The organism is Arthrobacter sp. E1SS-5 (genome assembly GCF_057073715.1).
The window spans coordinates 2,555,043-2,578,088 of sequence record NZ_CP172703.1; the positions used below are offsets into that span (position 1 = coordinate 2,555,043).

At 67.2% G+C, this 23,046-nt stretch carries 22 protein-coding genes; 7 read left to right on the forward strand and 15 right to left on the reverse strand.

Translation table 11 applies throughout. The features are described 5' to 3' along the window. Positions 1-158 precede the first annotated feature (158 nt). Genes ACIGJD_RS11885 through ACIGJD_RS11895 form a run of 3 tightly spaced genes read left to right on the forward strand, consistent with a single transcriptional unit; the run spans position 159 to position 4,812 of the window. Complete coding sequence (locus ACIGJD_RS11885; protein ID WP_483686368.1) at positions 159-1,181, forward strand: 3-oxoacyl-ACP synthase III; 1,023 nt, start codon at positions 159-161, stop codon at positions 1,179-1,181. Further along, positions 1,181-3,844, forward strand: coding sequence for an alpha/beta fold hydrolase (locus ACIGJD_RS11890; protein ID WP_483686369.1), 2,664 nt, complete (start codon positions 1,181-1,183; stop codon positions 3,842-3,844). Before ACIGJD_RS11885 ends, ACIGJD_RS11890 begins: the two co-directional genes overlap by 1 nt. Next, positions 3,841-4,812, forward strand: coding sequence for an NAD-dependent epimerase/dehydratase family protein (locus ACIGJD_RS11895; protein WP_483686370.1), 972 nt, complete (start codon positions 3,841-3,843; stop codon positions 4,810-4,812). The genes ACIGJD_RS11890 and ACIGJD_RS11895 overlap by 4 nt, the downstream gene beginning before the upstream one ends. A 28-nt stretch (positions 4,813-4,840) precedes the next feature. Here the strand turns inward: ACIGJD_RS11895 and mutM are convergent, their stop codons facing one another. From mutM to coaD, 5 genes are all read right to left on the reverse strand, one after another. Then, positions 4,841-5,809 carry a bifunctional DNA-formamidopyrimidine glycosylase/DNA-(apurinic or apyrimidinic site) lyase gene (gene mutM / locus ACIGJD_RS11900; RefSeq protein ID WP_483686371.1) on the reverse strand — a complete coding sequence of 323 codons (969 nt, stop codon included), beginning with the start codon at positions 5,807-5,809 and terminating at the stop codon, positions 4,841-4,843. Positions 5,810-5,814: 5 nt separating this feature from the next. Further along, positions 5,815-6,543: a ribonuclease III gene (rnc, locus tag ACIGJD_RS11905; RefSeq protein ID WP_483686372.1), complete on the reverse strand. Its 729-nt coding sequence runs from the start codon at positions 6,541-6,543 to the stop codon at positions 5,815-5,817. 20 nt (positions 6,544-6,563) lie between these two features. Continuing rightward, positions 6,564-6,767, reverse strand: coding sequence for a 50S ribosomal protein L32 (rpmF, locus tag ACIGJD_RS11910; RefSeq protein WP_009356569.1), 204 nt, complete (start codon positions 6,765-6,767; stop codon positions 6,564-6,566). A 36-nt stretch (positions 6,768-6,803) separates the two neighbouring features. Continuing rightward, a complete protein-coding gene (locus ACIGJD_RS11915; RefSeq protein WP_483689485.1) occupies positions 6,804-7,328 on the reverse strand; it encodes a YceD family protein in 525 nt (174 codons plus the stop codon). A gap of 122 nt (positions 7,329-7,450) precedes the next feature. Beyond that, positions 7,451-7,951 carry a pantetheine-phosphate adenylyltransferase gene (gene coaD / locus ACIGJD_RS11920; protein WP_142133515.1) on the reverse strand — a complete coding sequence of 167 codons (501 nt, stop codon included), beginning with the start codon at positions 7,949-7,951 and terminating at the stop codon, positions 7,451-7,453. Between the two features lie 43 nt (positions 7,952-7,994). On the opposite strand from coaD, the gene ACIGJD_RS11925 reads away from it, so the two are divergent. Together ACIGJD_RS11925 and ACIGJD_RS11930 are read left to right on the forward strand one after the other, a co-directional pair. Next, entirely contained in the window at positions 7,995-9,224 is a 1,230-nt protein-coding gene (locus ACIGJD_RS11925; RefSeq protein WP_483686373.1) for an aminotransferase class I/II-fold pyridoxal phosphate-dependent enzyme, read from the forward strand. After that, positions 9,224-10,012, forward strand: a complete 789-nt coding sequence (locus tag ACIGJD_RS11930; protein WP_483686374.1) for a spermidine synthase — start codon at positions 9,224-9,226, stop codon at positions 10,010-10,012. The genes ACIGJD_RS11925 and ACIGJD_RS11930 overlap by 1 nt, the downstream gene beginning before the upstream one ends. On the opposite strand, the gene rsmD is transcribed toward ACIGJD_RS11930, so the two are convergent. Genes rsmD through thiL form a run of 4 tightly spaced genes read right to left on the reverse strand, consistent with a single transcriptional unit; the run spans position 10,009 to position 15,023 of the window. Then, positions 10,009-10,668 carry a 16S rRNA (guanine(966)-N(2))-methyltransferase RsmD gene (rsmD, locus tag ACIGJD_RS11935; RefSeq protein ID WP_483689486.1) on the reverse strand — a complete coding sequence of 220 codons (660 nt, stop codon included), beginning with the start codon at positions 10,666-10,668 and terminating at the stop codon, positions 10,009-10,011. The two genes, ACIGJD_RS11930 and rsmD, sit on opposite strands and share 4 nt — an antisense overlap. Positions 10,669-10,707: 39 nt before the next feature. After that, positions 10,708-12,978: an ATP-dependent DNA helicase RecG gene (locus tag ACIGJD_RS11940; RefSeq protein WP_483686375.1), complete on the reverse strand. Its 2,271-nt coding sequence runs from the start codon at positions 12,976-12,978 to the stop codon at positions 10,708-10,710. Further along, complete coding sequence (locus ACIGJD_RS11945) at positions 12,968-13,954, reverse strand: DAK2 domain-containing protein (protein WP_483689487.1); 987 nt, start codon at positions 13,952-13,954, stop codon at positions 12,968-12,970. The genes ACIGJD_RS11940 and ACIGJD_RS11945 overlap by 11 nt, the downstream gene beginning before the upstream one ends. Positions 13,955-13,976: 22 nt before the next feature. Next, positions 13,977-15,023, reverse strand: a complete 1,047-nt coding sequence (gene thiL, locus ACIGJD_RS11950; protein WP_483686376.1) for a thiamine-phosphate kinase — start codon at positions 15,021-15,023, stop codon at positions 13,977-13,979. 69 nt (positions 15,024-15,092) lie between these two features. On the opposite strand from thiL, the gene ACIGJD_RS11955 reads away from it, so the two are divergent. After that, entirely contained in the window at positions 15,093-15,596 is a 504-nt protein-coding gene (locus ACIGJD_RS11955; RefSeq protein ID WP_142133509.1) for a DUF3515 domain-containing protein, read from the forward strand. Between the two features lie 86 nt (positions 15,597-15,682). Here ACIGJD_RS11955 and ACIGJD_RS11960 read toward each other — a convergent pair whose 3' ends face one another. From ACIGJD_RS11960 to leuC, 6 genes are all read right to left on the reverse strand, one after another. After that, a complete protein-coding gene (locus ACIGJD_RS11960) occupies positions 15,683-16,831 on the reverse strand; it encodes a D-alanine--D-alanine ligase family protein (protein ID WP_483686377.1) in 1,149 nt (382 codons plus the stop codon). 2 nt (positions 16,832-16,833) lie between these two features. Beyond that, positions 16,834-17,883, reverse strand: a complete 1,050-nt coding sequence (locus tag ACIGJD_RS11965) for an NAD(P)H-dependent glycerol-3-phosphate dehydrogenase (RefSeq protein WP_483686378.1) — start codon at positions 17,881-17,883, stop codon at positions 16,834-16,836. Then, positions 17,880-18,650: a lysophospholipid acyltransferase family protein gene (locus ACIGJD_RS11970; protein WP_483686379.1), complete on the reverse strand. Its 771-nt coding sequence runs from the start codon at positions 18,648-18,650 to the stop codon at positions 17,880-17,882. The genes ACIGJD_RS11965 and ACIGJD_RS11970 overlap by 4 nt, the downstream gene beginning before the upstream one ends. An 8-nt stretch (positions 18,651-18,658) precedes the next feature. Further along, positions 18,659-19,984, reverse strand: a complete 1,326-nt coding sequence (gene murA, locus ACIGJD_RS11975; RefSeq protein ID WP_056335305.1) for a UDP-N-acetylglucosamine 1-carboxyvinyltransferase — start codon at positions 19,982-19,984, stop codon at positions 18,659-18,661. A gap of 146 nt (positions 19,985-20,130) precedes the next feature. Then, the gene (gene leuD, locus ACIGJD_RS11980; protein WP_483686380.1) at positions 20,131-20,733 is read right to left on the reverse strand and encodes a 3-isopropylmalate dehydratase small subunit; all 603 of its coding nucleotides are present in this window, start codon (positions 20,731-20,733) and stop codon (positions 20,131-20,133) included. Between the two features lie 10 nt (positions 20,734-20,743). Beyond that, positions 20,744-22,198, reverse strand: coding sequence for a 3-isopropylmalate dehydratase large subunit (leuC, locus tag ACIGJD_RS11985; RefSeq protein ID WP_483686381.1), 1,455 nt, complete (start codon positions 22,196-22,198; stop codon positions 20,744-20,746). A gap of 113 nt (positions 22,199-22,311) precedes the next feature. Between leuC and ACIGJD_RS11990 the strand changes: the two genes are divergently transcribed. Then, on the forward strand, positions 22,312-23,031 hold the full coding sequence (locus ACIGJD_RS11990) for an IclR family transcriptional regulator (RefSeq protein ID WP_009356552.1): 720 nt from the start codon (positions 22,312-22,314) through the stop codon (positions 23,029-23,031). Positions 23,032-23,046: the final 15 nt, after the last annotated feature.

Genomic DNA, 23,046 nt, shown 5'->3' on the forward strand with positions numbered 1-23,046 from the left:
CGACATTTCCCCGCAGCAGCGCCCGGAAGCCAACGCCTGCGCCACGGGTGGATATGCATGATCCGGGCAGGCAAAGGCATAGTTAAGCTCTTGAGCCTGCGTTTTTGTGGGTACAGTCACCGCAGGAATGCGGGACGGAAACGAAGAGGGGCTTGAAATTGGCAGGTAATGCAACCTTCCGCCACAGCAACACCGCGCTGCTCTCGGTCAGCAGCGTTGAAGCTCCGAGGATTGTGAGCTCCACCGACTTTGACCGGCGCCTGGCGTCAACCCTGCAGCGGCTGAAGTTCCCGCCGCGGCTGCTGGAACGCGTCGCAGGCATCACGCACCGCCGCTGGTGGGCCGCAGGCACGTCGTTCGATGACGCTGCGGTGGAAGCCGGTGCCAAGGCCCTGGCCGAGGCAGGCATCGAAGCATCCGAGATCGGCCTGCTGATCAACACCTCGGTGACCAGGCGCAACCTCGAACCGTCCGTAGCGGTGAAGATCCATCACGGACTCAGCCTTCCGTCGTCGGCCATGAACTTCGACCTTGCCAACGCCTGCCTGGGCTTCGTCAACGCCCTGACCCTGGCTGCCAACATGATCGACTCGGGCCAGATCAAGTACGCCGTCATTGTCAATGGCGAGGACGCCCAGCTGACCCAGGAGGCCACCCTGGAGCGCCTCCAGCGGCCCGAAACCACCCGGGCGGACTTCAACCGCGAGTTCGCCACGCTGACGCTCGGCTCCGGAGCGGCCGCCGCCGTGCTGGGACCGGCGGATGAGCACCCGGGCGCCCACCGCGTGGTGGGCGGCGTAATGCGCGCCGGCACTGAACACCACGAACTGTGCGTGGGCGGCATCGACGGCATGCACACCGATACAAAGGGACTGCTCGACGGCGGCCTGCAGCTCGTCGTCGACGCCTGGCATGAGGCCCAGCCGGAGTGGGACTGGGCGGCCATGGACCGCTACGTCACCCACCAGGTCAGCAATGCCTACACGCAGGCCATCATCGAAGCGATCGACCTGGACGCCGACAAGGTGCCCATCACGTTCCCGCACTGGGGCAATGTGGGGCCCGCTTCCCTTCCCATGACGCTTGCAGCGGAGTCGCAGTCGCTGGCAAGCGGTGACCGGGTCCTGTGCATGGGCGTGGGGTCCGGCCTCAACACCGCCATGCTGGAAATCGTTTGGTGATGGCCGACTGGCCCGGCGTTCACGCCGAATGGTCACGCGAACTCGATGTCCCTTCCACCTCCGGCGTTGATGCGCCGGGCACCGTGCACCGCTGGCACCTGCTGGATAACGGCGCGGAGCTCGCCCGCCGCGGCCTCACCCCGCACGGGACGCTGCTGTGCGTGCACGGCAACCCCACCTGGTCCTACCTGTGGCGGAGCCTGCTGGCCGCGGGCTCCGATGCCGCACATCCGTGGCGTGTGGTAGCCGTGGACCAGCTGGACATGGGGTTCTCGGAGCGGACCGGAACGTTCCGGCGGCTGGCTGACAGGATCAACGACCTGGGCGATCTTACGGACGTGCTGGGCCTGGAGGGGCCTGTCGTTTCGGTGGGCCATGACTGGGGCGGCCTCATCAGCCTTGGCTGGGCACTGGCGCACGAAGACCAGCTGGCCGGTGTGGTCCTGACCAACACCGCCGTGCACCAGCCTGAAGGCAGCCCCATCCCGGCGGCGCTGCGGCTTGCCCTGCATCCTGCCGTCCACAAGTGGGGAACCACCACCTCTGGCGCCTTCCTTCGGGTGACGCATTCGCTGGCGCACCCGCCACTGCCCGCGGAGGTCCGCAACGCTTACATGGCCCCCTACCGCGGAGCATCCAGGCGCGCCGGGGTGGGCAACTTTGTCGCGGACATTCCCGCCGACGCGACGCATCCCAGCTTTGCCGCGCTCACCGCGGTGGCGGAAGGCGTGCGCAGGCTGGATGTTCCAGCCCTGATGTTGTGGGGCCCGCGCGACCCCATCTTCTCCGACCGCTACCTGAAGGACCTCATTGGCCGGCTTCCGCATGCGGAGGTGCACCGCTATGAGGGCGCGGGGCACCTGGTGGCGGAGGACCGGGACATTGCCGCGCCGGTCTTCGACTGGCTTGCGGGGCGCGTCACCGGTGGTGGAACCGGTCCTGCCGACACCCCCGCCGTAGAAGCCACTGACGACTTTGAGCCCCTGTGGGCACCCCTTGCCGGACTGGCGGCGGGACCAGCGGGCGACGGGAGGGCCGTCGTCGAAATGGCACCGGACGGCACCGTGGCCCGCTTCCTGACGTGGAAGCAGCTGGAGGCGGATGTGGACCACCTCGCCGCGGGCCTGCAGAAGGCAGGCGTTGGGCCCGGCAGCCGGGTGAGCCTGATGGTTCCGCCCGGGGTGGACCTCACCGTCGCCCTGTACGCCTGCCTGCGGCTCGGCGCGGTGTTGGTCGTCGCCGATGCCGGGCTGGGCACCAGGGGCCTGAGCCGGGCAGTCAAGGGCGCCACCCCTGACGTCCTCATCGGGATCGACAAGGCCCTGGCCGCCGCCCGGGTCCTCGGATGGGCGGCCCGGCGCATCAGCGTGGACGAGCTCCCGGCAGGGCGCCGCCGTCTCCTCGGGGTGGAAACCTCCCTTGCCGCCCTGGCCAAGGCAGGTTCAGAAGGGACCGGAGCGGGCGGCAGTGCCGCGACGTCCCTGCCGCGCCCGGACTCCCCCGCCGCCGTCCTCTTCACCTCCGGTTCCACTGGTCCCGCCAAGGGTGTGCTCTATACCCACCGGCAGCTTGCCGCCATGCGGGACACCGTGGCCCAGACCTTTGGGATCCGTCCCGGACAGCGCCTGGTGGCCGGCTTCGCACCCTTTGCCCTGCTGGGGCCCGCGCTGGGGGCCGTCTCGGTGACGCCGGCCATGGATGTCACCGCACCCCGCACCCTGACTGCACGCGCCCTCGCCGATGCCGCCGCGGCCATCGATGCCACCGTGGTCTTTGCGTCGCCCGCAGCCCTGCGCAACTTCGTCGCCACCCGTGGCGGACTGACTACGGAGGGCACCGCAGCACTCGGACGCGTTGACCTGCTCCTCTCCGCCGGCGCACCCGTTCCGGAAGCGCTCCTCGCGGAAGTACAGCAACTGGTGCCCCGCGCCTCGCTGCACACCCCCTATGGGATGACGGAGGCGCTGCCCGTCACCGACATCAGCCTCGAACAAATCCAGGCCGCCGCCGCTGATGCCGACGCCGGAACGATGACGGGCGCGGGCAACGGCGTCTGCGTAGGCTGGCCCGTCCACGGCACCCGCGTAGCCGTCATCCCCCTGGCGCCCGATGGCACAGCACCCGGCTCCGTGCCCGTCACCGATGCGGGCATCACGGGAGAAATCCTGGTCAGTGCGCCACACGTCAAAGACGCTTATGACCGCCTCTGGCTGACCCAGGAGCTGAGCAGCGGCCCCGCCGGATGGCACCGCACCGGGGACGTGGGCCACTTCGACGGCCAGGGACGGCTGTGGGTGGAAGGCCGCCTTGCACACGCGGTCACGGCGCCTGGCGGAGTGGTGACCCCGGTAGGCCCGGAACAGGCCATCGAAGGCGTGGACGGTATCCGCATGGCAGCCGTGGTGGGTGTGGGGCCGGCAGGGACGCAAGCCGTTGCCGCCGTTGTCGAAACCGACCCGCCGACAACCAAAGCCGGCCTCGCCGGGGCGGAGTTGGCGGGGAAGGTGCGGGCCGCCGCCCGCAGCGCAGGCGTGTCAATCGCTGCCGTCCTGGTTGTCCCCGCGCAGCCCACGGACATCCGCCACAATGCAAAAATCGACAGGACGCGGCTGTCCCGCTGGGCCTCGTCCGTGCTGGCCGGCGGCCGTGCGGGGACGCCATGAGGGTGCTGGTCACCGGTGCCAGCGGGCTGCTGGGCCGCGAGGTGGCAAGCCTTTTGGTGCGGAAGGGACATACGGTCACCACTTTCCAGCGGCGCCCATCAGGTGTCGACGGCGTGACGGACCACAGTGGCTCCCTCACCGATGAGGCAGGGGTCACCGCCGCCGTCCAGGACGTTGATGGTGTGATCCACCTGGCCGCCAAGGTTTCCTTCACCGGCCGTGCGCAGGAGTTCAACGAAGTGAACGTCCAGGGCACCCGGCGGCTGCTCCGGGCAGCACGCGCAGCGGGGGTCATTGACTTCGTCTTCGTGTCCTCGCCCTCCGTGGCCAACTCGGGCGCCGCCATTGCAGGGCTGGGTGCAGAACCGGCTGACCCGGTGCATGCCCACGGCGACTACTCACGCACCAAGGCGGAGGCGGAACTGCTGGCCCTTGCTGCGGACGCACCGGACTTCCGTGTCGCCGCGGTGCGCCCGCACGTGGTGTGGGGCCCCGGGGACATCCAACTCGTGGAACGCGTGCTGGCACGGGCGGCCCGGAAGAGGTTGCCGCTGCTGGATGCCGGCGCTGCCCTGATCGACACCACGTATGTGGACAACGCGGCGGCCGCCATCGTTGCCGCGCTGGAACGCATGGGGCACATCCATGGCCGGGCGCTGGTAGTCACCAACGGCGAGCCCCGGCCCGTGGGCGAACTCATCGCAGGCATCTGTGCTGCCGGCGGCGTGCCGGCGCCGGCGTGGTCGGTTCCGGGCCCTGTGGCCCGGCTGGCAGGATCAGTGGTGGAGCGGGCGTGGCTTCGGCTTGGCAAGCAGGACGAGCCACCCATGACCAGGTTCCTCGCCGAGCAGTTGTCCACGGCGCACTGGTTCGACCAGCGGGAAACCCAGTCGCTCCTGGCCTGGACCCCCGAAGTATCCATCGACGAAGGCCTCGCGCGGCTGGCGGGCTACTACGGCTCCCGTTGAGCGGGCCCGCTGCCAGGCGGATGGTCCGCTACCAGCGGCCGTTGCGGGGCCGCGGCTGGCACACGGGGCAGGTATGGGATGAACGGTTCATGAACTGGTCCCGGCGGATGGTCGCATTGATACCCGCGGCGGCGCACCGCTTGCACGGCTCCCCCTGCCGGCCGTAGGCATTGAGGGACCGGTCAAAGTAGCCTGAGGCGCCGTTGACGTTGACGTACAGCGAATCGAAGCTGGTCCCGCCTGCTGCCAGGGCATCGAGCATCACCTCGCGGGCGCTGTCGAGGACGCGCTGGGCTTCACTGCGGCGCAGGGTGTCGGTGGCCCGGGCGAAGTGCAGCCGGGCGCGCCACAGTGCTTCGTCGGCATAGATGTTGCCGATGCCGGACACCAGTCCCTGGTCCAGCAGCGCCCGCTTCAGCCCCGTTTTGCGTTTCCGGAGGCGCTGGTAGAAGAGGTCGAAGGAGAAGGCAGGGTCCAGGGGGTCGCGGGCAATGTGTGCTGCTTCCTCCGCAATCAGGGGAAGGGGCGATTCCGCCAGTCCGCCGGGCGCGCCGTCGTCCGTGGGCACGAGCGTGGTGACGAAGAGTCCGCCGAAGATCCGCTGGTCCACGAACCGGAGTTGCTCCGGCATCCCGTCCCGCGGGCTGAGCCGGAACCGGACTTTGAGGTGCTTTTCATCGGGGACGGCCGAGCCCTGCATCAGCAACTGCCCGCTCATGCCCAAGTGCGCCATCAGGGCAATTTCGGGCAGGCCACCGCTTTCCCGGTTCTCCCGTCCGGCAGCAGTGCTGTCCGCCAGGGGCATCCAGAGGAACTTTCCCCGGCGCACGACGTCGGACACAGTGGCGCCTTCGAGGTTGCCGATGAAGTCCTCAACGCCAAGGGCGTGGCGGCGGATGGAACGCGGATCAAGGACTTCGACGGCATGGATGGACCTGCCGCGGACCCAGTTCACCAGGCCGCGGCGGACAACCTCCACCTCGGGCAGTTCGGGCATGGACGCTACTGTGCGGCCACGGAGGTTGCACCGGTACTGGACGCCGACTGGGCCGGGGCGCCGGAAAGCACCCGCCACGCGTCTGCCGCGGCTTCCTGTTCCGCTTCCTTTTTGGAGTGCCCCGACCCCTTGCCGTAGGCGGTTCCACCGATATTCAGGACAGCGGTAAAGGTGCGGGCGTGGTCCGGTCCGGACCCCTCCACGGCGTAGTGGATGCTGCCCAGCTGCCGGCTGGCTGCGAGTTCCTGGATGCTGGTCTTCCAGTCGGTGCCGGCGCCCAGGACGGCGGCATCCTTCAGCAGCGGACCGATCAGCCGCATGACCAGTTGGCGCGCTGTCTCGATGTCGTTGGAGACATAGGTTGCCCCGATCAGGGCTTCCATGGTGTCCGCCAGGATGGAGGCTTTGTTCTTGCCATGGGTGAGCTTCTCGCCCTGGCCAAGGTAGATATATTCCCCGATGCCCAGGCTGCGGCCGATGCCGGCCAGCGCGCGGGTACTGACGACGGCGGACCGCCGCTTGGCGAGTTCGCCTTCGGGCAGGTCCGGGTTGTCCCGGTAGAGGGCATCGGTGACGGAGAATCCCAGGATGGAATCGCCCAGGAACTCGAGCCGCTCATTGGTGGGAATGCCGCCGTTTTCGTAGGCGTACGAACGGTGGGTGAGCGCAAGACGAAGCGTCCCGGCGTCAATAGAGACACCGAGACGCTTCAGAAGCTCTTCAGTTGAAGACATCAGTCAGCCTGTTGGGCCGATTAGACGTCAGCGACCTTGCGGCCCTTGTACTCAAGGAACAGCGCGGTGCCAGCAGAGTCGGTAACGACCTTTGCCTGGTGCGGCAGGCTGTAGGTGACCTGGCCGTTCTCAACGGTCTTCACCAGGTGGGGGGCGGTCGCCTTCCACTGCGAGCGGCGGGCGCGGGTATTCGAGCGAGACATTTTCCGCTTGGGAACAGCCACGGCTAACTCATTTCTCTCTAGACAAACACGTACAAATCAATTTTGCCGGTCAGGCTTAGCCATATCAGCTAGGGCAGCCCAGCGAGGATCCAGGACCTCGTGGTGGTGCCCCGGCTCGTCTTCCAGGCGAACTCCGCATTCGGAGCAAAGGCCCTGGCAGTCTTCCCGGCACACCGGCTGGAACGGCAGATTGGTGACAACCGCGTCCCGCAACACCGGTTCAAGATCGATTACATCGTGCTCGACTCGACGTTGCTCTTCATCTTCTTCTCCGTCCGAGAACTCAGCGCCCTCGTAGAAGAAAAGTTCTTGCACATTGACCTCCAGGTCATACGCAAGGGGATCCAGGCATCGGCCGCACTCGCCGGTTACTTCGGCGACAACGGTTCCTGATACCAGAATTCCTTCGTGTACGGCCTCAAGCCTCAGGTCGAGCTCGACATCCGAGCCTTCCTGAACACCAATGAGCGCCACACCAAGATCACCCGGTGCGGGTACATGTTCCTTCAGCGTCCGCATGCTTCCCGGGCTGCGCCCGAGGTCCTTGACGTCGAACGCCAGGGGCGAACCAGCATCTCTGTTAATGAGAACTCCTGTTGAACATATGACCGACGTACCATCTTAGCCTGAAGAGCCATGGTGACTCAAACCGGCAGGAGGCAGCGCCGAAGTACCGATCCAGCCTACCGCCTTGGCTGCTGATCGGGCGAAGGCTCGCCGGCAACCATGCGGCGGTGCACGGACCGGGGCACGTAGTCCGAGACGCTGCCGCCCAGGACCGCCACCTCTTTGATCAGGGTGGACGACAGGTGGACGTAGCTTGCCTCGGCCGGAAGGAAAACAGTCTCCACGCCGCTTAGCTGGCGGTTCATGGTGGCCATCGGAAGCTCGTAGTCGAAGTCCGACGATGACCGCAGTCCCTTGACGATGGCGGACACACCCCGCTGGCGGCAATATTCCGCCAGGAGGCCCTCGCCCACCGGTTCCACCACAATGCCCTTAAGCGATGCGAGGGTTTCCCGTGCCATTTCCAGCCGTTCCTCGAGGCTGAACATGTACTTCTTGGCGTAGTTGGTGGAGATGGCCACAATGACCTCGTCGAAAAGACCGGCGGCCCGCGCAATGACTTCGAGATGGCCGTTGTGGATGGGGTCGAAGGATCCGGGGCACACAGCGCGTCTCATGGTTTGAACCTACCCCATCGAAAGGCCGGGATACCATGGCTGGATGCATCCACCACGGGAACTTTCCACCCGCCTGGCACCTGCTCCCTGGCAGCGGACCGCGCTCGGGGCCAACCTCCTCGCTCCGGACGGCGGCCTGGGTGTCACCATCTTCGAAGAGATGACAACCCTGGCCGTCCAGACCGGCGCCATCAACCTGGGACAGGGTTTCCCCGATGAGGACGGGCCGGCGGAAATCAGGGAAGCCGCCCGCGCCGCCATCGCCGCAGGGGCCAACCAGTACGCCCCCGGCAAGGGACTGCCCCAGCTCCGGGAGGCGGTGGCCGCGCACCAGGAACGCTTCTATGGGCTGTCACCGGACCCCGCAACCGAAGTCATCATCACCACCGGGGCCACCGAAGGGATCGCCGCCTCACTCCTGGCATTCGCCGGACCGGGCGATGAGGTCCTGACCTTCGAACCGTTCTACGACTCCTACGGCGCCGTCATCGGCCTCTCGGGCGCCACACACGCCACCGTGCCCCTGGCCGCCCCGGACTTCCTGCCCGACGCCGCTGCACTGGAGGCTGCCTTCAACGAGCGGACGCGGGTGGTGCTGCTGAACAATCCGCACAATCCCACGGGCGCCGTGTTTCCTCCGGAGATCCTGCAGCGCGTGGTGGACCTTGCGGAAAAGCACGACAGCATCATCATCACCGACGAGGTGTACGAGCACCTCACCTTCGGAGTCCGCCATACCCCGGTGGCGACACTGCCGGGGGCCGCCGGCCGGACCATCACCATCTCCTCCGCCGGCAAGACCTTCTCCCTGACCGGTTGGAAGATCGGCTGGTTGAGCGGACCGGAGGACCTGGTCGCGGCCGTCCGCACCGTGAAGCAGTTCCTCACCTACAGTTCGGGAACTCCCTTCCAGGCTGCGATCGCCACAGGACTGGCCCTGCCGGACGACTTCTACACCGGCATCGCCGCCGCCCTGGAACAGAAGCGAGACATCCTCAGCGCCGGACTCCGGGCCGCGGGCTTTGACGTCTTCACCCCAAGAGGAACCTACTTCGTCAATGTGGATACCGCACCGCTGGGCATCACCGACGCGCTGGACCTCGCCCGGCGGCTGCCGGCGCTGGTGGGGGTGGCCGCCATCCCCGTTCCGGTGTTCTGCCACCCGGAGGGAGCCGAACGCACCCGCAGCCTGCTCCGGTTTGCCTTCTGCAAGAAGACGGAAGTCCTGGAGGAGGCGGCCACGCGGCTGGCAACCCTGCGCGGCAGGCTCTGATGTCCGGCGGCAAGAGCGGGTCCGCCAGCCGCTTCCTCCGGACAACGGGCCAGCACGCCACAATCGACCCCGATGCGTTCACCGATGACAGTTTTGTACTCACTATCGGCGGAGCCGAACAGTCCCATGTGAACCTGGACCACCCGGAGGAGATCTTCTACGAGTACCTCCGCAGGATCGGGCACCTGGTGGATCTCGCCGCACCGCCCGGAGAACCCATCAGGGCCCTGCACCTCGGAGCAGGGGCGCTGACCCTGGCGCGGTACATCCAGGCCACCCGCCCCGGCTCCATCCAGTACGCCGTGGAGCTGGAACGCGAACTGCTCGACTTTGTCCTCCGGCATCTTCCCATGCCTGAGGGAACGGATCTCACCACGATCATCGGCGACGCCCGCGAGGCACTCGGCGCGCTTGCTCCGGACCCCGCGTTCGACGTCGTCATCCTGGACATCTTTTCCGGTCCTGAAGCACCCGGGCACATCGCCACCAGTGGCTTCTACCAAGAGGCCCGGGAACGCTTGCGCCCGGAAGGGCTGCTGATCGTCAATGTCGGCGACGAGGCGGCCCTCACACTGGTCAGGAGCCAGGTGGCCGCGATGCGCGAAGCCATGGGCGATGTTGGCGCCTTCGCGGAAGCGGGGATGTTCGAGGGCCGGTACCCGGGCAACATCATCCTGGCCGGCACCCAGGGCAACTGGCCGGAAGCCTGGACGGCCGAACTGACCGCGCGGGGCCCGCACCCGGCGCGGGTCCTGGCCGGGGTGGACCTGGACCCCTTCTCGGGCTAGCCCCGCAGGGAGCCCGGCCCTTCCGCCTCCGGCACGGCATCCCCAGCCCCTGCGTCGTCAGGCACGTCATCGGCGGCGATTGCGTCGGGAACGAACGGCTCGGCGAACCACAGCCGGGTTTCCCCGTATTTCTTCTCGGCGAACCTCGTCAGGGCGCCGGGCCATCCCGGTTCCGGCGAGCGTGAGGACCGTTCCACCACCACTACCGCACCGGGGGCCAGGTGCGCGGCAAGTTTCTCCAGGACTGCGGACAGGCCGGCCTCCTCCAGCGGGTACGGCGGATCAAGGAACACCAGGTCCCAGGCCGCGTCTTCTGGGGCGCGGTCCAGGAAGGGGTCGGCTTTGGTGCGGTGCACGGTGACGGCTTTGCGGCCCAGCACGCCATTAATCAGGTCCGCGTTGCGCTGGCACACGGCGCTGGCCCTGGCGTCGGACTCCACCAGCTCCACGGTCCGCGCTCCCCTGCTGCCACTTTCCACACCCAGGGCGCCCGAGCCGGCGTACAGGTCCAGCACGCGGGCTCCCGCAATCACGTCAAAGGCATCGAGGCGGGAGAACAGCGCTTCCTTGACGCGGTCCGTGGTGGGTCTGGTCAAGGAGCCCGGGACGGCTGTCAGCGGGGTACCGCCCGCAGCACCGGCAATGATCCGGGTCACCGCGCCCACCGCAATTCCGCACCCGCTGGGCTTCCATTGCTAACCGCGTTCAAGGAACGCCTCCTTCTCGGGGTTCAGGTACTTTTCGATGGCATCGGCAAGTTCCGGGTGGCCTGACAGCAGCGGATCCCGGCCGACGATGGCCTGGGCGTCTTCCCTGGCGCGGGCAATGACGTCTTCATGGTCGAGGACCCGCAGCAGCTTCAACGTTGACCGCCCGCCGGATTGGGAGGCACCCAGGATGTCGCCTTCCCGCCGGAGCTTGAGGTCTTCCTGCGACAGGACAAAGCCGTCCGTGGTTGCGGCAACGGCTTCCAGCCGCCGCCTGCTGGGGTGGCCGGGTTCCAGGGAAGTGACCAGCAGGCAGGTCCCGGGCAGGCCGCCGCGGCCAACCCGGCCGCGGAGCTGGTGCAGCTGCGAAATCCCGAACCTGTCGGCGTCCAGGATGACCATCAGGGTGGCGTTGTGCACGTCCACACCCACTTCGATCACCGTGGTGGAGACCAGCAGCTTGATGCGGTTGGCAGTGAACCCGGCCATGGTGTCCGTTTTCAGCTCCGGATCCTGGCGTCCGTGGAGCGGGGCGAGGTCAACCCCTGCCAGCGAGGGTTCAGCCAGCAGGTAATCCACGACGCCGGTGACCGACGCTAGCTCCCGGCCTTCCTCCGCCTCCACGCCCGGCGGCGCGGCCTCCCCTGGACTGAAATCGCCGTCGTCGTCTGTTCCAATCTTGGGACAGACCACGTACACCTGGTGGCCGGCGTCGATCTCCTCCCGGGCGCGGGCCCAGATCCGTGCCGCCCAGGCCGGGTTCTCCGCAAGGCCCACGAGGTGGGTGGTGATTGGGGCCCTGCCCTTGGGCAGTTCATCGAGGGTGGAGGTTTCCAGGTCGCCAAAAACGGTCATGGCCACGGTCCGGGGAATGGGCGTGGCGGTCATGACCAGCAGGTGCGGCGGCTTCCGGGCCTTGGCCCGGAGGGCGTCGCGCTGTTCAACGCCGAAGCGGTGCTGTTCATCCACCACGATCAGGCCGAGGTCGTAAAAGGATACGTTGTCGCTGAGCAACGCGTGGGTGCCGATGATGATCCCCGCCGTCCCGGACGCGGCGTCGAGCATTGCCTGTTTGCGGGCAGCCGTAGGCATGGACCCGGTCAGCAGCGTGACCTGGACGGAAGGCCCGTTGCCGCCGGCCAGCCCGCCCAGGAGTCCATCGCTGGACAACGGGCCCATGGTGCGCCGGATGGAGTCATAGTGTTGGGCTGCGAGGACTTCGGTGGGGGCAAGAAGAGCGGCCTGTCCCCCGGCGTCCACCACCTGCAGCATGGCCCGCAGCGCCACGACAGTCTTGCCGGAGCCCACCTCGCCCTGCAGCAGCCGGTTCATGGGCGTGTCCTGCGCCAGTTCCGTTGCCAGGGTCTTCCCGACGGCGGCCTGGCCGGCTGTGAGGCTGAACGGCAGGTTTTGATCGAACGCGGACAGGATCCCTTCGTTGACAGGACGCCGCGCGGTGGCTTCCTCGGCGGCGAGCTGCGCACGACGGCGGGCCAGCGCGGACTGCAGCACCAGGGCTTCCTGGTAGCGGAGCCGCTCCCTGGCGCGTTTCCAGTCGGCCGCCGTCTCCGGCGCATGGATTAGCCGGTAGGCGTCCGCAACGGAAAGGAAGCCCTCCCGGGCTGCCACGGCCTGCGGAAGCGGGTCCGCCAACGAGCCGAGCTCCGCGGTTTCCAGCAGTGTGGCGATCACCTTCTGGATCTTCCAGCTGGGGAGCTTGGCCGTGGCCGGATACACCGGAATGGGCATGGCCGCCAGTTTCTCCGGATCACCACTGCCCGGAGTGAAGGGGTCTTCGTCCAGGATGAGGAAGTCCGGGTTGGTGAGGCCCAGCTGACCTTTAAACCGCGTGACCTTCCCGGAGAACAGGGCGCGCCGGCCTTGCAGCAGTTCAGCTTTTGCCTTGTAGCCGTTGAAGAAGCTGATCTTCAGCGTCCCCGGCACTTTGCCGCGGTAGTCCTGGCCTCCCACCAGCCGCAGCCCCTGCTGCCCGTCGTCGTCGGAAACGATGACGTCCGTGATGGTTCCGCGGCGTGCCTGCATGTGCCGGGTGGTGCTGGACAACACCCGGGCGATCAGGGTGACTTCCTCGTCGAGCGGTAGCTCGCTGATGGGCGTCAGTTCACCGCGGGTCAGGTAGCGGCGGGGAAAGTAATTAAGCAGGCCTTCGACGGTGGTGATGCCGAGGTGTTTCTCGATGACCGCGGCGGACCTTTTTCCGATCCGCCGTTCAAGGGCCAGGTCCAGCTCAGCGTTCATGCCCGCCGGTATTCACCGCATCCGCGGCCGGATCCCGGGGAAGCGCCAGCTCACTGATGCTGATTTGGGACGGCTCACCGAGGGACCGGATGATGCCCACGGCGGGGTCCGGGTCCGGGACGTGCACGTGGACCCGCCACCGGTAGTTGCCGTCCGGGTCCGGGCCGCTGCCCACTTGGCTCATGATCACGGACTCGCCGATCTCGTCGAGCCGCTGCCGCAGGGTGGCCGCGTTCAGGGGTGAGAGGGTAATGGTGCACATGACTTCCACGCCGTCGTCGTCCGGCATGGAAGCGTGGATGTGGGGATCCGAAACGTCGTAGCCATGCAGCCCGTCGAGGAGCTCGTCCTGCAGTTCCTGGCCCATCACGGCGGAGCGGAGGCAGTCGAGGATCAGCAGCATACCCACGCCGCCGGCGTCCACCACCCGGGCGGTCTGCAGCGCATCGAGCTGCTCCTCGGTGTGGACCACCGCGGCCAGCGCCCCCTCCACGGCGGCATCGAGGGTGAGCCCCAGGGCATGGTTGCTGTCATCGCCGTCCTGCCCGGCGTCAACGGCGGCTGCCGCACGGGCCGCCGCTTCCATGACGGACAGCATGGTTCCAGGAACGGGGTCGCTCAAGGCGGACCATGCGCGGATCTGGGCACGGTTGAGGGCCGCAGCGAGGAGAGTGGACGTCATCCGGGTGTGTCCGGCCAACGGCTCGGCCGCAGCGCAAAGGAACACCGAGAAAAGCGTTCCGGAGTTTCCGCGCGCCTCCTCCATGGCTGCCTGCCCGGCGGTGGCCAGCACTTCCCCGACGTCGACCGGGGCGGGCTGGTCTTCGCCAAGCACCAGGGAACGGGCCGCAGCGCGGACGGTGAGGTACAGGTTGGTACCCGTATCACCGTCGGCTACCGGGAAGATGTTGATGGCGTTCAGGCGGTCGCTGTGGTTGCCCAGGGCAGTTTCAGCCTTGCCCAGCCACCTCTTCATCGCCAGCGCGTTGGCGGCAACCTTAGTGTGCAAAGTGATCCCATCCCCCGGTGTCCGCGGCCCGGCCCGCTGTCAGGACGCCCGGGCCATCGTCGGTACCGAGTGCATGTATCGAGCCTAGCGCAGTGAATCCGGGTGGCAGCTGAACATCGTCAGGGAATGTGGCCAGCAGTCCATGGTCCTCACCGCCACCCAGCACCCACTGCGCAGGATCGGCACCCAGCAGGGCGGCAGCAGGGGCCAGGACCTCCGCGAGTTCGGCCAGGCGGGCAGGGTCGAGGGCGACGGCGACATTGCTGGCGGCAGCCAGCCTCCTGCCGTCCCGCAGGAGGCCGTCCGAGATGTCGAGCATTGCCGTGGCCCCTGCGGCCCGGGCTGCCGGACCCGCCGCCAGCGGCGGACGCGGGCGGCACTGCAGGTCCAGGAAGACACGCTCAGCCGGGCCCAGCGTGTCCACGGGGACATCCGCTTCAAGCAGGGTCAGGCCGGCCGCTGCATGGCCCACTGTGCCGGCCAGCGCCAGGATGTCCCCCGCGCGGGCGCCGGAGCGGAGGACCGGCCGCCCGCCGTCGAGCGTTCCCAGCACCGCCACCGTCACCGAAATTTCGCGCCCGCGGCCCAGGTCACCGCCGGCCACGGAACAGCGGACTGCCCCGAGTTCCCGGATTCCAGCCGTGAGGCCGTCCGCAAGCTCCTCCACCCAGCTCACGGGCGTGTCAACGGGAAGGGTGAGGCTGACCACCATGGACGTGGCCTGTGCCCCCATGGCATTGATGTCGCTGAGGTTCTGCGCGGCAGCTTTCCAGCCGACATCGAATCCGGTGGTGCGGTAGCCGTTGGGCCAGAGGAGCCGGAAATCCTGGTCCTGGACCTGGGTGTCGATGCTGATGACCGTTTTTCCGTCCGGGGCGGCGACGACGGCGGCGTCATCCCCGGGTCCCAGCAGCGTGCTGGCGGCATGCCCGGCCTCCATCCGGAGGCGCGGAAAGATCCGGGCCAGCAGGTCGGCTTCGGAAAGGCCGGCGACGGTGGGCTGGCGGTCAACGCGGTTACGGAGGTCTTCAGGCACGCCACTACGCTACCGCGCCGGACTGACATTGTGTCCGGGCGGGGACGGCGGCGGCGATAGGCTGGAAGCATGCACCAGCCCCACCTGCCCCTGTCCGCCCGCGCCGCCAGGATGGCGGTGGTGGGGGCGGTCGCCGCTCTTTCCCTGACCGCGTGCTCACCCGCAGTGGACGTCACTGCCGCCAAGGACGCCGCCAACCCGGCCTGTGCGCCGATGATGCTGGCACTGCCCGATTCCATTGGCGATTCAAAGCTGCGGAAGACCAACAGCCAGGGCACCGCGGCCTGGGGCGATCCCTCGCTGGTCATCCTCCGCTGCGGCGTCAACGTGCCAGGGCCCACTACCGACCGTTGCGTCACCGTTAACGGGGTCGACTGGGTCATCAAGGAAGGCGACCCCGTCTGGACGCTGACCACCTACGGCCGGGAACCCGCCACGGAAATCCTGATGGACCCGGACAAGATCAGTTCAGCAACAGTGCTGGCGGACCTTGCAGCAGCGGCTGCGAAGGTCCCATCCGTCCGGAACTGCGTGGGCCAGGAGGACCTGCAGAACCTGCCGAAGAGCCAGTAGGTTCCGACGAACCCGGCCAGCGGCCCAGGGCCCGCGCCGGTGGGTTCCCTGACCGAAGCGAACCGAGGTTAGGGTGCCGGTGGGGCTCAGCGAAGGCCGGTCTTGCGGTTCAACGCCAGGTAGATCAGCTCATCGATCAGGTCCGCGTATTCCAGGCCGGAGGCTGCCCACATCTGCGGGTACATGCTCTTGGGCGTGAAGCCGGGCATGGTGTTGATCTCGTTGATGATGAGCTCACCGTCGGGCGTGTAGAAGAAGTCCACGCGGCTCAGGCCCTCGGCTCCCACGGCGTCGAAGGCCGTGGCCGCCAGTTCGCGGACCCGGGAGATGGCCTCGGCCGGGATGTCCGCCGGGCAGCTCAGCGCCGCGGCATCATCCTCGACGTATTTGGCGTTAAAGTCGTAGAACTCATGGGTCCCGCCGGAGACCGCGATTTCACCCGGCATGGAGGTACGGGGCGCGTCTGTGCCCCTGCCTTCCAGGACGGCGCATTCAATCTCGCGTCCCACGATTCCGGCTTCGATCACGAGTTTGAGGTCGTGGCGGCGGGCTTCTTCGATGGCGGCGTCCAGCTCCTCCAGGGAGTCCACCTTGGAGATGCCCATGGACGAGCCCGCCCGGGCAGGCTTGACGAACACAGGGAACCCCAGCCGGTCCACCTGCTTCCGCACGGATTCGGGGTCCTTTCGCCACTGCCGGTCCGTCACGACCACATAGGGACCCACGCGGAGTCCGGCAGCTTCGAAAACAACCTTCATGTAGTGCTTGTCCATGCCGACGGCGGAGGCCAGGACTCCCGCGCCAACGTACCGGGTGTCCGACAATTCCAGGAGTCCCTGGATGGTGCCGTCCTCGCCGAACGGGCCGTGCAGCAGCGGGAAGACCACGTCCACAGCGCCCAGTTCCTGCGGAACCTGGTTGGGCGACGCCACGATCAGCTGGTGTTCCCCGCCGATCTCCGCCAGGGTGACGGTCTCCGATGACGGCACCACCTCGGGGAGGGCTGATGCCGCGAGGGACCACTGGGCCGTTTCCGCCGGGGCAAGGACCCACTGGCCGGTCTTGGCGATCCCGATGGGGATCACCTCGTACTTGTCCTTATTGATCGCGCCCAGGACACCGGCGGCGGTCACGCAGCTCACGGCATGCTCGCTGGAGCGCCCGCCGAAGAGTACGGCAACGCGCGGTTTCCTGCTGGAGGCCGTTTCCCCGTGGATGGTTGTGTCTTGGGACATGGTCAGTAATCGCCTTCAGGTTTCAATTCCCGGGACAGCAGAACCGGCCCCAGTTGGTCAACGGACAGCTTGCCTGCAAGCACCGCCACAACGGCGGCAGTAATGGGCATCTCGACGCCGAGCTTGCCGGCGAGTTCATGGACGGCCTGGCCTGACTTGATGCCTTCGGCGGTCTGGGTCATCTTGCGGCCCACCTCCTCCAGCGTCAGGCCCTGGCCCAGCAGCCTGCCGGCGGTATGGTTCCGGGACAGCGCGGACGAACAGGTTGCCACGAGATCTCCCAGGCCGGCGAGCCCGGCCATGGTTTTGGCCTCGCCGCCCAGCGCCAGCGCGAGGCGGGACGTTTCCGCGAGTCCGCGGGTGATCACCGAGGCCTTGGTGTTGTCCCCCATCTCCTTGCCCTCGCAGATTCCCACGGCCAGCGCGATCACGTTCTTGACGATGCCGCCGATTTCGACGCCGACGACGTCCGTGGTGGTGTACGGCCGGAAGTAGGGGGCGGTGCAGGTCCTGGCAAGCCAGCCGGCCGTGGCGGAGTCCGTGCAGGCCACGACGGATGCCGTGGGCTCCTCGCGGGCAATTTCCATGGCGAGGTTGGGTCCGGAGACGACGGCGATACGTTCCAGCGGCAGGTCCAGTTCCTGGCTGATGACCTCGCTCATCCGGGCGTCCGTTCCCAGCTCCAGGCCCTTCATAAGGGAGACGACGACGGCCCCTGGGGCGATCATGTCCTTCCACTCCCGCAGCTGGGGACGCAGTGACTGGGCCGGAACGGCGACCACCACAAGTTCGGCTCCCGCCAGCACCTGGCGGACGTCGGTGGACGCCGTGATGCTCTCCGGCAGGACGATGTCCTTGAGGTAGTCGCTGTTGCGGTGGCTGGTGTTGATCTCCTCCACCACCTCGGCGCGCCTGCCCCACAGCTTGATGGCACGCTGCGTTCCCGTGGCGATGGCTGCGTCTGCAAGGATTTTCGCGAAGGTGGTCCCCCAGGACCCGGCGCCCAGAACGGCGACAGTGCGGGCCGCTCCCGGCTTTGCGTCAGCGGTCACGGAGCTTCCGTTCCTGCACCGGGGTGCTGTCCGCGTTCCACGAAACGCCCATGCTTGGCCTGCTGCTGCTTTGCCGGGTCCCAGCGTTCCGCCGGCGGCTGCTCACCGCGCAGGCCGGCAAGAAGCGCCGTGATCGCGTCCATGATCACGTCCGTGGCCTCCGTCAGCGTCGCCTTGTCCAGGGGACGGCCGCTGAACGCGCTCAGGTCCACCGGATCCCCCACCACAATCCGTGAATGCTTCCGCGGGAACAGGTGGAAACGCTTGCCGTACCGGGGGAACACCTCGTGCGCACCCCAGTGGGCGATGGGCACCACCGGAATTCCACCTTCGAGGGCGAGCCGGGCAGCGCCCGTGTGCCCCTTCATCGGCCACAGGTCAGGATCGCGGGTCAGCGTGCCCTCGGGGTAGATGATGATGGCACCGCCCTCAGCCACGATCTCCTGTGCCACCTGCAGCGAGCGGTTCGCTCCCGCCGTCGAACGCTCCACCGGCACCTGCTTGGTGGCTTTCAGGAGCGGGCCCAGGCCAGGCACCTTGAACAGCGATGCCTTGGCGAGGAAATGCGGCGCACGCCTCTGGTTGTAGAGCATGTGGCCCACCACCAGCGGGTCGATTTCGGTGCAGTGGTTGGGAGCGGCGATGAAGCCGCTGGCGGGAAGTTTGTCTGTGCCCTCCCACGTCTTGGACATCATCAGGTTCAGCAATGGCCGGGCGATGCCGGCGATGAACACAAATGTGGCCCTGCTCTTGGCAGATTCCTTCACTGTCCGCTCTACTTCGTGGTGGTGATGTCGAAATCGGCACCGAGTCCTGCAAGCTTCTCGGTGAAACGCTCGTAGCCGCGGTTGATGATGTCGATGCCGGTGACCCGTGAAGTTCCGGTGGCGGCCAGGGCGGCGATCAGGTGGCTGAAGCCGCCGCGCAGGTCCGGAACGTCGATGTCGGTGCCCTTGAGCTGGGTGGGGCCGGAAATCACGGCTGAGTGCAGGAAGTTTCGCTGGCCGAACCGGCATGGGACACTGCCCAGGCACTCCCGGTGGACCTGGATGCTGGCGCCCATGCGGATCAGGGCGTCAGTGAAGCCGAACCGGTTCTCGTACACCGTTTCGTGGACGATCGAGACGCCCTCGGCCTGGGTGAGGGCCACCACGAGCGGCTGCTGCCAGTCCGTCATGAAGCCGGGGTGGACGTCGGTTTCAAGCACCAGCGGGTTGAGCTTTCCGCCCTTGTGGTAGAACCGGATGCCGTCCTCGCCGATGTCCATGCCGCCGCCCACCTTGCGGTAGGTGTTCAGGAACGTCATCATGTCGCGCTGGGACGCACCCTCGACGAAGATGTCTCCGCGGGTTACCAGCGCAGCCGAAGCCCAGGAGGCCGACTCGTTGCGGTCCGAGAGGGCACGGTGGTTGTAGCCGCCCAGGTCGCGGACGCCCTCGATGCGGATGGTGCGGTCCGTCTGGACGCTGATGATGGCACCCATCTTCTGCAGCACCGCGATGAGGTCAACGATTTCCGGCTCGGTGGCTGCGCCGGACAGTTCCGTGATGCCCTCTGCGCGGGTGGCGCTCAGCAGGACCTGCTCGGTGGCGCCCACGGACGGGTACGGCAGTGAGATTTTGGCTCCGTGCAGTCCCTTGGGCGCTGAGATGTGGATGCCGCCGGGGCGTTTCTCCACCACGGCGCCGAACTGGCGCAGGACGTCCAGGTGGTAGTCGATGGGGCGGTCGCCGATCTTGCAGCCGCCCAGGTCCGGGATGAAGGCTTCGCCGATGGCGTGGATCAGCGGCCCGCACAGCAGGATGGGGATGCGCGAGTCTCCGGCGTGCGCGTCGATGGCCGTGCTGGGCGCCGTCTTGGCCGCCTTGGGGTCGAGGGTGAGATCACCGTTGACCGGATCCTTTTCCACGGTCACGCCGTGCAGTTGGAGCAGGGAGGTGACCACCTCCACGTCCTTGATTTCCGGCACGTTCCGCAACACCGAGGGTTCGTTGCCCAGCAACGCCGCAACCATGGCCTTGGGGACAAGATTCTTTGCCCCACGGACGCTGACGCGGCCTGTAAGCGGGACACCGCCGCGGATTGTCAGAACACTACTCATATACCGGTTTCCTCACGATCACTAGCCCCCAAAACCTTGCAAAGGCTCGAACCAAGCATAGGAGGTCGCGTTACCGAACCGAAATAAGGGGGCACCGGCGGCGGGGCGTGGCGGACGCACCCCGCCGCGGGAATGGTGGCGGAAAGCTAGGACAGCTTCGCCGGCAGGGTCTTGGGCTTGAACGCCGGACGGGTCGCCTCGTAGGCGGTAATGTCCGCTTCATGCTGGAGGGTCAGCCCGATGTCGTCGAGGCCTTCCAGGAGCCGCCAGCGGGTGTAGTCGTCGATCTCGAACGGCGCCACGATGTTGCCGCACACCACGGTCTTGGATTCGAGGTCCACCGTCACCTGGGTGCCCGGCGCGTTCTCGAGTTCCTTCCAGATGAGTTCGATGTCGTCCTGGGCCACCTGCGCGGCCAGCAGCCCCTGCTTGCCCGAGTTGCCACGGAAGATGTCCGCGAAACGGGATGACAGCACGGCCCTGAAGCCGTAGTCCTTCAGGGCCCACACAGCGTGCTCGCGGGAGGAGCCGGTGCCGAAGTCCGGGCCGGCCACCAGCACGGAGCCGGCGTTGTACGGCTCCTGGTTGAGGATGAAGGAGGAGTCCTTGCGCCAGGCGGAGAACAGGGCGTCTTCGAACCCGGTGCGGGTGATGCGTTTGAGGTACACCGCCGGGATGATCTGGTCGGTGTCAACATTGCTCTGGCGCAGCGGGACGCCGATGCCGGTGTGCTTGGTGAACTTTTCCATGGTGTCTGTCCTAGGCTGCGTCGATGCGGATGGCGGCGGGTTCGGGTGCCGGTTCAAGATCCGACGGCGAGCTGAGCGTGCCGCGCACCGCCGTGGCTGCCGCCACCACCGGGGAGACCAGGTGCGTGCGGCCGCCCTTGCCCTGGCGTCCTTCAAAGTTTCGGTTGGACGTGGAAGCGCAGCGCTCCCCCGGCTCCAGCTGGTCCGGGTTCATGCCCAGGCACATGGAGCAGCCGGCAAACCGCCATTCGGCGCCGAAGTCCTTGAACACCCGGTCCAGGCCCTCGGCCTCGGCTTCGAGCCGGACACGGGCCGAACCCGGAACGACCAGCATCCGGACCTTCGGGTCCTTTTCGCGGCCGCGGATGATGTCCGCCGCGGCGCGCAGGTCCTCGATGCGCGAGTTGGTGCAGGAGCCCAGGAAGACCGTGTCCACCCGGATGTCCTTCATTGGCGTTCCGGCTTCCAGGCCCATGTACTGCAGGGCTCGCTCGGCAGCGGCCTTGGCGTTTTCATCCCCGAAGTCTGCCGGGTTGGGTACGGACTCGGAAAGGGAGACGCCCTGGCCGGGGTTGGTGCCCCAGGTGACGAACGGCTCCAGCGTGTCGGCGTCCAGGTCCACCTGGGCATCGAACACGGCATCGTCGTCGGTCTTCAGCGTGTTCCAGTATTCGACGGCGGCGTCCCACTCAGCGCCTTCGGGCGCGTGGGGGCGGCCCAACATGTACGCATACGTAGTCTCGTCCGGGGCGACCATGCCGGCCCGGGCGCCGGCTTCGATGGACATGTTGCAGATGGTCATCCGGGCGTCCATGGACAGGGCGCGGATGGCGGAGCCGCGGTATTCCAGGACGTAGCCCTGCCCGCCGCCCGTGCCGATCTTGGCAATGACGGCCAGGATAATGTCCTTGGCCGTGACGCCGGGACGCAGCGTTCCCTCGACGTTGATGGCCATGGTCTTGAACGGCTTGAGCGACAGGGTCTGGGTGGCCATGACATGCTCCACCTCGGAGGTGCCAATGCCCATGGCCAGGGCACCGAAGGCGCCATGGGTGGAAGTGTGCGAGTCGCCGCAGACAACGGTCATGCCGGGCTGGGTGAGGCCCAGCTGCGGGCCCACCACGTGGACGATACCCTGCTCGGCGTCTCCCAGGCTGTGCAGCCGGACACCGAACTCCGCGCAGTTGTGGCGCAGGGTCTCGATCTGGGTGCGGCTCGTCAGATCGGCAATCGGCTTATCGATGTCCAGCGTGGGAGTGTTGTGGTCCTCGGTGGCGATGGTCAGGTCCGGGCGGCGCAGCTTGCGGCCAGCCAGCCGCAGGCCTTCAAACGCCTGCGGGGACGTGACTTCGTGGACCAGGTGGAGGTCGATGAACAGAAGGTCGGGCTGGGCGTTGGCGCCTTCGCCGTCACCTTTGCGCACCACGTGTGCGTCCCAGACTTTCTCGGCCAATGTCTTTGCCATGGCCATCTCCCTTCACTGCTGTTTGGCTGATTAGTCCAACTGAATCAGGACGGCTCCGCGCTGCGCCAGCCGAAAGATTTGCATCTCAGATATTGAGACGGCAATATCATTACATGGACAATTCTAGTGGAGTCGGTGTCATTGATAAAGCGGCCCAGGTGCTCGACGCACTCGAGGCAGGACCCACCACGCTGGCGCAGCTGGTGGCCGCTACCGGACTGGCCCGGCCCACCGTCCATCGCCTCGCTCTGGCACTGGTGCACCACCGGCTGGTCAGCCGCGACATCCAGGGCCGGTTCGTCCTTGGCAGCCGGCTCGTGGAGCTCGCCTCGGCCGCCGGCGAGGACCGCCTGATCGCCTCCGCGGGGCCTGTGCTGATGCAGTTGCGCGATGCCACGGGTGAAAGCGCGCAGATCTTCCGGCGGCAGGGTGATTGGCGCGTCTGCGTCGCCTCCGCCGAACGTCCCATCGGGCTCCGCGACACCATTCCCGTCGGCACCCAATTGTCCATGAAAGCCGGCTCCGCCGCCCAGGTCCTGCTCGCCTGGGAGGACCATGACCGGCTCCTCGAGGGCCTGCAGTCGGCGCGCTTCACGCCCACCGTCCTGGCAGGCGTACGACGGCGGGGCTGGGGGCAGAGCCTTGGCGAACGAGAACCCGGGGTCGCCTCCGTCTCGGCTCCCGTCCGCGGTCCGTCCGGCAGGGTGATTGCCGCCGTCTCCATTTCCGGACCCATTGAGCGGCTGACCCGCCAGCCTGGGCGACTGCACGCGGAAGTGGTATGCAACGCCGGCCGGATCCTCACCGAGGCATTGCGGAAAAACAACGACTAACACCCTCCGCTCCCC

Excerpts from the sequence above, each read along its gene's own strand:
- ACIGJD_RS11890 (WP_483686369.1), top strand. The coding sequence starts at position 1,181 with ATGGCCGACTGGCCCGGCGTTCACGCCGAATGGTCACGCGAACTCGAT.
- ACIGJD_RS11895 (WP_483686370.1), top strand. The coding sequence starts at position 3,841 with ATGAGGGTGCTGGTCACCGGTGCCAGCGGGCTGCTGGGCCGCGAGGTG.
- mutM (WP_483686371.1), bottom strand. The coding sequence starts at position 5,809 with ATGCCCGAACTGCCCGAGGTGGAGGTTGTCCGCCGCGGCCTGGTGAAC.
- rnc (WP_483686372.1), bottom strand. The coding sequence starts at position 6,543 with ATGTCTTCAACTGAAGAGCTTCTGAAGCGTCTCGGTGTCTCTATTGAC.
- coaD (WP_142133515.1), bottom strand. The coding sequence starts at position 7,951 with ATGAGACGCGCTGTGTGCCCCGGATCCTTCGACCCCATCCACAACGGC.
- ACIGJD_RS11925 (WP_483686373.1), top strand. The coding sequence starts at position 7,995 with ATGCATCCACCACGGGAACTTTCCACCCGCCTGGCACCTGCTCCCTGG.
- ACIGJD_RS11930 (WP_483686374.1), top strand. The coding sequence starts at position 9,224 with ATGTCCGGCGGCAAGAGCGGGTCCGCCAGCCGCTTCCTCCGGACAACG.
- ACIGJD_RS11940 (WP_483686375.1), bottom strand. The coding sequence starts at position 12,978 with ATGAACGCTGAGCTGGACCTGGCCCTTGAACGGCGGATCGGAAAAAGG.
- ACIGJD_RS11945 (WP_483689487.1), bottom strand. The coding sequence starts at position 13,954 with ATGAAGAGGTGGCTGGGCAAGGCTGAAACTGCCCTGGGCAACCACAGC.
- ACIGJD_RS11955 (WP_142133509.1), top strand. The coding sequence starts at position 15,093 with ATGCACCAGCCCCACCTGCCCCTGTCCGCCCGCGCCGCCAGGATGGCG.
- ACIGJD_RS11960 (WP_483686377.1), bottom strand. The coding sequence starts at position 16,831 with ATGTCCCAAGACACAACCATCCACGGGGAAACGGCCTCCAGCAGGAAA.
- murA (WP_056335305.1), bottom strand. The coding sequence starts at position 19,984 with ATGAGTAGTGTTCTGACAATCCGCGGCGGTGTCCCGCTTACAGGCCGC.
- leuD (WP_483686380.1), bottom strand. The coding sequence starts at position 20,733 with ATGGAAAAGTTCACCAAGCACACCGGCATCGGCGTCCCGCTGCGCCAG.
- leuC (WP_483686381.1), bottom strand. The coding sequence starts at position 22,198 with ATGGCAAAGACATTGGCCGAGAAAGTCTGGGACGCACACGTGGTGCGC.
- ACIGJD_RS11990 (WP_009356552.1), top strand. The coding sequence starts at position 22,312 with ATGGACAATTCTAGTGGAGTCGGTGTCATTGATAAAGCGGCCCAGGTG.